This window comes from Pyxidicoccus trucidator (assembly GCF_010894435.1).
Lineage (GTDB): Bacteria > Myxococcota > Myxococcia > Myxococcales > Myxococcaceae > Myxococcus > Myxococcus trucidator.
In genome coordinates this window covers 1-5,442 of sequence record NZ_JAAIXZ010000046.1, presented here as the reverse complement: position 1 = coordinate 5,442, position 5,442 = coordinate 1, and the positions used below count along the sequence as shown (strand labels likewise).

At 55.1% G+C, this 5,442-nt stretch carries 3 rRNA genes; all 3 read left to right on the top strand.

What is annotated here, in order from left to right:
* The first annotated feature begins 185 nt into the window (after positions 1 to 185).
* The 3 genes from G4D85_RS48295 (at position 186) to rrf (ending at position 5,390) form a co-directional block, all read left to right on the top strand.
* Positions 186 to 1,723, top strand: a 16S ribosomal RNA gene (locus G4D85_RS48295).
* Between the two features lie 415 nt (positions 1,724 to 2,138).
* Positions 2,139 to 5,102 (top strand): 23S ribosomal RNA (locus tag G4D85_RS48290).
* Between the two features lie 171 nt (positions 5,103 to 5,273).
* Positions 5,274 to 5,390: ribosomal RNA gene (gene rrf, locus G4D85_RS48285) — 5S ribosomal RNA — on the top strand.
* The 16S, 23S and 5S rRNA genes sit together here, the layout of an rRNA operon.
* Positions 5,391 to 5,442 lie beyond the last annotated feature (52 nt).

Below are 5,442 nucleotides of genomic sequence, written 5' to 3'. Positions count from 1 at the left end.
CTCGGTCTTTGAAAACCAAATAGCAAGCCCAAGTAGAAGACAGATTGCGGAAACCGCAGTCAATTCTTTGACGGTGCCAGCCAGGTCGCGCTGAGAAGCGCAGCCGGCAGCACCGATATGAATCAGCGAGTTGAGGTTCCTTAGCAGGGCCTCGACTGACGCCGGTTCAATTCTTCAAAAAAATACAATTGGAGAGTTTGATCCTGGCTCAGAACGAACGCTGGCGGCGTGCCTAACACATGCAAGTCGAGCGCGAATAGGGGCAACCCTTAGTAGAGCGGCGCACGGGTGCGTAACACGTGGATAATCTGCCTGGATGCCCGGGATAACCAGTCGAAAGATTGGCTAATACCGGATAAGCCCACGGCCTCTTCGGAGACTGAGGGAAAAGGTGGCCTCTGTATACAAGCTATCACAACCAGATGAGTCCGCGGCCCATCAGCTAGTTGGCGGGGTAATGGCCCACCAAGGCAACGACGGGTAGCTGGTCTGAGAGGACGATCAGCCACACTGGAACTGAGACACGGTCCAGACTCCTACGGGAGGCAGCAGTGGGGAATTTTGCGCAATGGGCGAAAGCCTGACGCAGCAACGCCGCGTGTGTGATGAAGGTCTTTGGATTGTAAAGCACTTTCGACCGGGACGAAAACCCGTTGGCTAACATCCAACGGCTTGACTGTACCGGGAGAAGAAGCACCGGCTAACTCTGTGCCAGCAGCCGCGGTAATACAGAGGGTGCAAGCGTTGTTCGGAATTATTGGGCGTAAAGCGCGTGTAGGCGGCGTGACAAGTCGGGTGTGAAAGCCCTCAGCTCAACTGAGGAAGTGCGCCCGAAACTGTCGTGCTTGAGTGTCGGAGAGGGTGGCGGAATTCCCCAAGTAGAGGTGAAATTCGTAGATATGGGGAGGAACACCGGTGGCGAAGGCGGCCACCTGGACGACTACTGACGCTGAGACGCGAAAGCGTGGGGAGCAAACAGGATTAGATACCCTGGTAGTCCACGCCGTAAACGATGAGAACTAGGTGTCGTGGGAGTTGACCCCCGCGGTGCCGAAGCTAACGCATTAAGTTCTCCGCCTGGGAAGTACGGTCGCAAGACTAAAACTCAAAGGAATTGACGGGGGCCCGCACAAGCGGTGGAGCATGTGGTTTAATTCGACGCAACGCGCAGAACCTTACCTGGTCTTGACATCCTTGGAATCCTTCAGAGATGAGGGAGTGCCCGCAAGGGAACCAAGAGACAGGTGCTGCATGGCTGTCGTCAGCTCGTGTCGTGAGATGTTGGGTTAAGTCCCGCAACGAGCGCAACCCTCGCCTTTAGTTGCCACGCAAGTGGATCTCTAGAGGGACTGCCGGTGTTAAACCGGAGGAAGGTGGGGATGACGTCAAGTCCTCATGGCCTTTATGACCAGGGCTACACACGTGCTACAATGGCCGGTACAGAGCGTTGCCAACCCGCGAGGGGGAGCTAATCGCATAAAACCGGTCTCAGTTCAGATTGGAGTCTGCAACTCGACTCCATGAAGGCGGAATCGCTAGTAATCGCAGATCAGCACGCTGCGGTGAATACGTTCCCGGGCCTTGTACACACCGCCCGTCACACCATGGGAGTCGATTGCTCCAGAAGTCATCTCACCAAGAGATGCCCAAGGAGTGGTCGGTAACTGGGGTGAAGTCGTAACAAGGTAGCCGTAGGGGAACCTGCGGCTGGATCACCTCCTTTCTAAGGAGACCGGGCATCGGACTCGCGCCTTCGGGTGCAGTAGGCGATGCCAGTGGCGCTTCGGCGCTGCATAGGTCGACCAGGTCAACGTTTCCGAATCACAATCTGTCGTAATACATGGGCTTGCTGTTTGGTTTTGAAGGACTGAGTTCAACGACTCGGCCTTTGTGTTCTTTGACAAGTGCATACGAAGGGTAAGTTCAATTTCTGCTGAGTAAGAAGTTCTCGCAGAAGACTGACTTGCCAGGTGCGACGAAGCCGTGAGGCTTTGACGTACCGACGGCGCAAGACAGTCTCAATCAAGCGTTGAATCAACATAGAAGTCTTCCGGGCCTGCTGCGAAGAGCAGGGGTCTGGGCCTTGACTTTCGAGTTTCAATAATCCGCCGGGAGGCGGGTATGAAAGAGATCAGGGCAAGTAAGCTACTAAGGGCGTGCGGTGGATGCCTAGGTGCCAAGAGGCGATGAAGGACGTGGGTGGCTGCGAAAAGCTCCGGGGAGCTGTCAACCGAGCGTTGATCCGGAGATGTCCGAATGGGGAAACCCAGCACTGCGAATAGCGGTGTTACCTCCAGCTGAATACATAGGCTGGATGGAGCTAACCAGGGGAAGTGAAACATCTCAGTACCCTGAGGAAGAGAAAACAATGAGTGATTCCCAAAGTAGCGGCGAGCGAAATGGGAACAGCCCAAACCGTGTCCACGCAAGTGGCCGCGGGGTAGAGGGTCCACGGTAGGACTTTGACCTGCTAGCGGAAGTCTCTGGAAAGGGACACCAAAGAGCGTGATAGTCGCGTACGCGAAAGCGGGTTGGAGCTGAGTGGGTTACCCAAGTAAGACGGGACACGTGCAATCCTGTCTGAATCAGCCGGGACCATCCGGTAAGGCTAAATACTCCTTGGCGACCGATAGTGAACTAGTACCGCGAGGGAAAGGTGAAAAGAACCCCGGTAAGGGGAGTCAAAAGAACCTGAAACCGCATGTCTACAAGCAGTCCGAGCACTACGGCGCAAGCCAGTGCGAGGGCGTACCTTTTGCATCATGATTCGGCGACTTAATATACGTAGCGAGGCTAAGCCGTTAGGTGGAGCCGGAGCGAAAGCGAGTCCTAAAAGGGCGATTCAGTTGCGTGTATTATAACCCGAAGCGGGGTGATCTACACATGGCCAGGTTGAAGTGCGGGTAACACCGCATGGAGGACCGAACTCATGAAAGTTGAAAATTTCTGGGATGAGCTGTGTGTAGGGGTGAAAGGCCAATCAAACTCCGTGATAGCTGGTTCTCCCCGAAAGATATTTAGGTATCGGCTCGGGCAATTCAATGCCGGAGGTAGAGCACTGGAACGGCTAGGGGTCTCACCAGATTACCAAACCGTACCAAACTCCGAATGCCGGCAATTGTTATCCCGGGACGCAGTCAGTGGGTGATAACGTCCATTGGCAAGAGGGGAATAACCCAGACCGACAGCTAAGGCCCCCAAATCTAGTCTAAGTGAACACTAGAAAGGATGTGGCAGGTCATTGACAACCAGGAGGTTGGCTTAGAAGCAGCCATCCTTTAAAGAAAGCGTAATAGCTCACTGGTCAAGACAGGCCGCGCCGAAAATGTAACGGGGCTCAAGACTAGTGCCGAAGCTTCGGGTCATACGCAAAACGTATGGCGGTAGGGGAGCGTCCCAGTTGCAGCGAAGGTCGACTGTAAAGGCGGCTGGAGCGACTGGGAGTGCTGATGCCGAAATGAGTAGCGATAAAGGGGGTGAGAAACCCCCTCGCCGTAAACCCAAGGTTTCCTGGGTCAAGTTAATCTTCCCAGGGTTAGCCGGAACCTAAGTCGAGGCCGAAAGGCGTAGATGATGGAAAGCAGGTTAATATTCCTGCGCCATCTTGTGAGCGTTGAACTAAGGGAGGACGGAGAAAGCTAGGCGAGCTGACCGGTGGTTGTGTCAGTCTAAAGGTGTAGGGGTGTCGCGTACGATTAAAGGCGCGGCAGCTATCCCCGAGACCCCATGGCGCCCCGTCAGGGGTAAGTCGCTGATGCTCTGCTTCCAAGAAAAGTCCCGTAGGGAGCTCATAGGGTGTCCGTACCGCAAACCGACACAGGTGGGTGAGGAGAAAATCCTAAGGCGCTTGAGAGAACTCTCCTCCAAGGAACTAGGCAAATTTCCACCGTAACTTCGGAAGAAGGTGGGCCTCTGGTAGGTGTAGGCGTACAGCCGAAGCCGAGAGAGGTTGCAGAGAAATGGCGGTAGCGACTGTTTACCAAAAACACAGGACTCTGCGAAGGCGACAAGCCGACGTATAGGGTCTGACTCCTGCCCGGTGCTGGAAGGTTAAGGGGATTCGTCAGCCGCAAGGTGAAGCGATGATCCGAAGCCCCAGTAAACGGCGGCCGTAACTATAACGGTCCTAAGGTAGCGAAATTCCTTGTCGGGTAAGTTCCGACCTGCACGAATGGAGTAACGACTTCCGCGCTGTCTCGGAGAGGGACTCAGCGAAATTGAAATAGCTGTGCCGATGCAGTTTACCCGCAGCAAGACGGAAAGACCCCGTGAACCTTTACTATAACTTGACAGTGACACTAGGGATTGACTGTGTAGGATAGGTGGGAGCCTTTGAAGCCGGGCCGCTAGGTTCGGTGGAGGCAACGGTGAAATACCACCCTGTTGATTTCTGGTGTCTAACCATGTCCCGTCAGCCGGGATTGGGACACTGTCTGGTGGGTAGTTTGACTGGGGCGGTCGCCTCCCAAAAAGTAACGGAGGCGCGCGATGGTTCCCTCAGCCCGATTGGAAACCGGGCGGCGAGTGCAATGGCATAAGGGAGCTTGACTGCGAGAGAGACATCTCGAGCAGGTGCGAAAGCAGGTCATAGTGATCCGGTGGTCCTGAATGGAAGGGCCATCGCTCAACGGATAAAAGGTACTCCGGGGATAACAGGCTTATCTCCCCCAAGAGTTCACATCGACGGGGAGGTTTGGCACCTCGATGTCGGCTCATCGCATCCTGGGGCTGGAGCAGGTCCCAAGGGTTTGGCTGTTCGCCAATTAAAGCGGTACGCGAGCTGGGTTCAAAACGTCGTGAGACAGTTTGGTCCCTATCTGCTGTGGGCGTAGGATACTTGAGAGGCTCTGACCTTAGTACGAGAGGACCGGGTTGGAGGCACCGCTGGTGTACCAGTTATCTCGCCAGAGGTATCGCTGGGTAGCCATGTGCCGATTGGATAACCGCTGAAAGCATCTAAGCGGGAAACCGACCTCAAGACCAGGTATCCCGGGCGCAAGCCCCTGAAGACCCGTCGAAGACTACGACGTTGATAGGCCGGGTGTGTAAGCGTGGTAACACGTTGAGCTAACCGGTACTAATTGGTCGAGCGGCTTACTTTCCCCGTTCTCTTCCATGCCCCCTCAAGGGGAGTAAGGGATTCGGAGGTCAAGGCCGAGGCTCGAGTGCTTCAAAAGCACTCGCCCGGAAGACGCTAGTTGATTTACGGCGCAGCGAGACTTCAAGCTCGCAGAATATTGAAACTTACCCTTTGTATGCACTGTCGCTTGTTTTCCGGTGGCTATGTCGGAGGGGTCCCACCCGTTCCCATCCCGAACACGGAAGTTAAGCCCTCCAGAGCCGATGGTACTTCGCGGGAAACCGCGCGGGAGAGTAGGTCGCTGCCGGATTCTTTTTGAGAACCCCCGTTGCCCTCGTGGCAACGGGGGTTTTCTTTTTTCT